Source organism: Spirillospora sp. NPDC049652 (genome assembly GCF_040675125.1).
In the GTDB taxonomy this organism is placed as follows: Bacteria; Actinomycetota; Actinomycetes; order Streptosporangiales; family Streptosporangiaceae; genus Spirillospora.
Map to the genome: position 1 here is coordinate 1 of NZ_JBFAOF010000708.1, position 3,921 is coordinate 3,921.

A 3,921-nucleotide genomic window follows, 5' to 3' on the forward strand; every position below is an offset into this window, starting at 1 on the left:
CCGGCCGCGCGCGTCGTCGATCACGATCGCGCCGTCCATCTTGGCGAGCTCGCGCAGCCGGGTCGCGGAGAACTCCACGTCCAGCTCGAAGCCGCCGGTGCAGATCTCACTGACCTGCGCGTCGTAGCCGAGCACGATCAGTCCGCCGGTGTGGCCGCGCAGGATGCGCTCCAAACCGTCCCGGATCTGGGTGCCCGGGGCCACCGCGGCGAGCGTGGCGCGGCGGCGTTCGTCATGACCCTTGTCGATTGCTGGCACCTGGCCCCCGGAGGTCGCTTAACGGCGTCAGTTTACCGAGAGGGCCGGGTGGACGGCTCCTCCCCTGGTCGCAAGCGTGACGCGTACGGCACTGGTCGGTGAGGCGGACGTGTCAGGGGGCCGTGAAGGACACCTGGAGCGCCTGGGTCAGGCTGTCCACCTCCATCACCTTCATACCCTCGAAATCGCTGAGTTGCGGATCGGCGCGCCTGAGCGGGGACCCGTCGCCGAGCTCCAGCGACCCGCGCGGCACCACCGCGTGCTTGAACCCGAGCCGCGCCGCCTCGGCGAGCCGGCGCTGGACGCCCGGCACCACCCGCACCTCGCCCGCCAGCCCGACCTCGCCGAGCGCGACCAGGGTGGACGACAGCGACTGCTCGACGGTCGAGCCGGCGACCGCCAGGGCCATCGCGAGGTCGACGGAGGTCTCGGTGAGCCGGACGCCGCCGACGGTCGAGACGTACACGTCCTGCTCGTGCATGGAGATCTTGCAGCGCTGGGCGAGGACGGCCAGCACCATCGCGACGCGCGAGGCGTCCAGGCCGGAGTGGGCGCGGCGCGGGGACGGCAGGTGCGACTTGGCGACCAGCGCCTGCACCTCCGCGACCAGCGGGCGCCGTCCCTCCAGCGTGACCGTGACGCAGGTGCCGGGCACCGGTTCCTCGCGGCGGGTGAGGAACAGCCCGGACGGGTCGGGCAGCCCGACGAGCCCGACCTCCGACAGGTCGAAGCAGCCGAGCTCGTCGGTCGGGCCGTACCGGTTCTTGACGGCGCGGATCATGCGCAGCCTGCTGTGCCGGTCGCCCTCGAAGTACAGGACGACGTCGACCAGGTGCTCCAGCAGCCTGGGCCCGGCGATCGCGCCCTCCTTGGTGACGTGCCCGACCAGCACGACCGTGATGCCGCGCTCCTTGGCGACCCGGATCAGGTTGGCCGCGACCTCCCGGATCTGGGTGACGCCGCCGGGCGCGCCGTCCACCTCCGACGTCCCGACCGTCTGGATCGAGTCGACGACCAGCAGCACCGGCTCGACCGCGTCGATGTGGCCGAGGATCGCCGACAGCTCCGTCTCGGCGGCCAGGTACAGGTCGTCGGTGATCGCGCCGACCCGGTCGGCGCGCAGCCGCACCTGCTCGGCCGACTCCTCCCCGGTCACGTAGAGCACCGGCCGCCGCTCGCCGCCCTCGCCGCCCTCGGCGTCGCCTGCCGCGCCGCTGCGGACGGCGGCCAGCGGATCCTGCGCGGAGCCCTTGCCCGTGCGGGCCTGCGGCGGGACGGACGCCAGGGCCGGAGCGGACGCGAGCGCCGCGACCTCCAGCAGCAGCGTGGACTTGCCGATGCCCGGCTCACCCGCGAGCAGCAGGACGGCCCCGGGCACGATGCCGCCGCCGAGCACCCGGTCGAGCTCGTCCAGCCCGGTGGGCCGGGAGCGCGCGGACCGCACGTCCACCTGCCCGATCGGACGCGCCGGGGCCGACACCGGACCGGCCGAGACGACCCGGGCGGGCGTCGCGGACGCGGCTTCGACGATCGTGCCCCACGCCTGGCACTCGCCGCACCGCCCCACCCACTTGGACGTCTGCCACCCGCACTCGGAGCAGTGGTAGGCCGCCCGCGCCGTCTTCGCCTTCGCCATGCGCCGAAGGTTACGGCCCGCCACCGACAGACACCGCGTTCTGTTCCCGGCCCGGCCAGTCTTTGGTCACCTGCCGTGTCGGACCGATGACCTTCGGCGTGCGGACCCTTAGCGTGTCGTCCGGAGCCCGGCCCGGACGGCACGCCGACTCACGGCTCCGACGCGAAAGGACCGGGACATGCGCAACCTCGCGACCACCCTCGCGCTGACGACGGCCGCCGCACCGGTGCTCCTCGCGCCCTCCCCGGCCACCGCCGCGTCCCCGCGGCATGCGGCCTCCGGCCCCTCTTACGAGGCCCCGGGGCTTCGCTACGTGGCCCTCGGCGACTCGTTCACGTCCGGGCCCCTGATCCCGAGGCAGCACGGCCTGGTGGGCTGCCTGCGCTCGGACCACAACTACCCGTCGCTGCTCGCCGCGTCCCTGCGCGCACGGCTCACCGACGTGAGCTGCACGGGGGCCGACACGGGCGACATGACCCACCCGCAGTTCACGGCCACCGGCTTCAACCGGGCGCAGCTCGACGCGGTCACCCGGGACACCGACCTGGTGACCCTCGGCGTCGGTGGCAACGACATCGGGTTCACCCAGATGGTCGTCACCTGCGCGACCGAGAGCCTGCGGGCCCCGCTGGGCGCCCCCTGCGCCCGGCACTACGGCACCAGCATCGACAAGCAGATCGCGAAGACCGCCCCGAAGGTCGCGAAGGTGCTGCGCGGCATCCACACCCGCGCGCCGCACGCCCGCGTCCTGCTGGTCGGCTACACGCGCATCCTCCCGGACACCACCGGCTGCTGGCCGCTCGTCCCGTTCTCGGCGGGCGACGTCCCCTTCCTGAACACCACCGAGCGCAAGCTCAACGACATGCTCAAGAAGACGGCGGCCGCGAACGGCGCGACGTTCGTCGACACCTACGCCGGCGCGACGGGCCACGACGTCTGCGCCCCGCCCGCGTCCCGCTGGGTGGAGGGCATGCTCCCGTCCCACAAGGCCGCCCCGGCCCACCCCAACGAGCTCGGCATGCGCCAGATAGCCGCCCGCGTCCGCTCAGCCCTCACCACCACCGCCGACCGCTGACGGCGGCCGCGGGCCCGGTCTCAGAGGGAGAGGGTCTTGCGGGTTCGGGTGATGAGGGTGCGGAGGTGGTCGGAGACGGCGTCGGGGCGTTCGAGCATGGCCATGTGGCCGGCGTCGGGGAGGACCTCCAGGCGGGCGTCCGGGAGGCGGGACGCCAGGTGGAGGGTGTGGCCCACCGGGGTGAGCTGGTCGTGCTCGGCGCCGAGCAGGAGGGTGTCGACCTTGCCGAGGTGGGCGCACTCGGAGATGACCTCGTGGGTGATCATCGAGTGCAGGAAGTCGAGGACGGCGTCCATCCGGGTGTCGGCGGCCATCTGCTCGGCGAAGGCGACGGCGGAGGGGCTCGCGCCGGGGCCGAAGGCGACGCGGTCCTCGAAGAGCAGGACGCCGTCGCGGCCGAGGTGCCGGACCTTCTCGATGAGCGACGAGCCCGCGCCGACCAGCCGCAGGGTGCGCGGGAGGGTGCGCTGGGAGAGGCGGGCCGCCAGGGCGGGCAGGCCCAGCGAGACCTGGCCGAGGCCGCCGGACGAGGTGTTGCAGAGGGCCGCGGCGACGACGCGGTCGCCGAGCAGGTGCGGGTACTCGTCGGCGAAGCGCTGGATGGTCATGCCGCCCATGGAGTGGCCGACCAGGACGACCGGGGTGCCCTCCGGGACGGTCTGCTCGATGACGTCGGCGAGGTCGTGGGCGAGGCGGGGCAGGCCGTAGTCGTCGCGGGCGCCGCCGTCGGAGCGGCCGTGGCCGCGCTGGTCCCAGAACACCAGGCGGCCGAGGTCGCGCAGGGCGCGGCGCTGGAAGTGCCAGGAGTCCTGGGAGAGGGTCCAGCCGTGGGAGAAGACGATCGCGAGGTCGGTGCGGTCCTCGCCGTCCACCTCGGCGTACAGGCGGGTGCCGTCGGACGCGCGGACCGGGACCGGGCGGCCGCGCAGCGAGCCGAACGGCTCGCCGGCGT

General features: G+C 73.9%; 4 protein-coding genes. 1 reads left to right on the forward strand and 3 read right to left on the reverse strand.

Features of this window, described 5'->3' with window-relative positions; genetic code table 11:
- Both AB0J52_RS31080 and radA read right to left on the reverse strand, forming a co-directional pair.
- Nucleotides 1-258 (reverse strand): diadenylate cyclase (locus AB0J52_RS31080; RefSeq protein WP_500186282.1); only part of this gene is annotated, 258 nt, incomplete at its 3' end.
- A 112-nt stretch (nucleotides 259-370) separates the two neighbouring features.
- Nucleotides 371-1,894: a DNA repair protein RadA gene (radA, locus tag AB0J52_RS31085; RefSeq protein WP_500186284.1), complete on the reverse strand. Its 1,524-nt coding sequence runs from the start codon at nucleotides 1,892-1,894 to the stop codon at nucleotides 371-373.
- Nucleotides 1,895-2,072: 178 nt separating this feature from the next.
- Between radA and AB0J52_RS31090 the strand changes: the two genes are divergently transcribed.
- On the forward strand, nucleotides 2,073-2,969 hold the full coding sequence (locus tag AB0J52_RS31090; RefSeq protein WP_500186286.1) for an SGNH/GDSL hydrolase family protein: 897 nt from the start codon (nucleotides 2,073-2,075) through the stop codon (nucleotides 2,967-2,969).
- Nucleotides 2,970-2,989: 20 nt separating this feature from the next.
- Here the strand turns inward: AB0J52_RS31090 and AB0J52_RS31095 are convergent.
- Nucleotides 2,990-3,921, reverse strand: a 932-nt coding sequence (locus tag AB0J52_RS31095) for an alpha/beta fold hydrolase (RefSeq protein ID WP_500186288.1), incomplete at its 5' end; no start/stop codon positions are given.

What these genes read in the sequence shown, in the direction of transcription:
- radA (WP_500186284.1), bottom strand. Translation starts at nt 1,894, where the DNA reads ATGGCGAAGGCGAAGACGGCGCGGGCGGCCTACCACTGCTCCGAGTGC.
- AB0J52_RS31090 (WP_500186286.1), top strand. Translation starts at nt 2,073, where the DNA reads ATGCGCAACCTCGCGACCACCCTCGCGCTGACGACGGCCGCCGCACCG.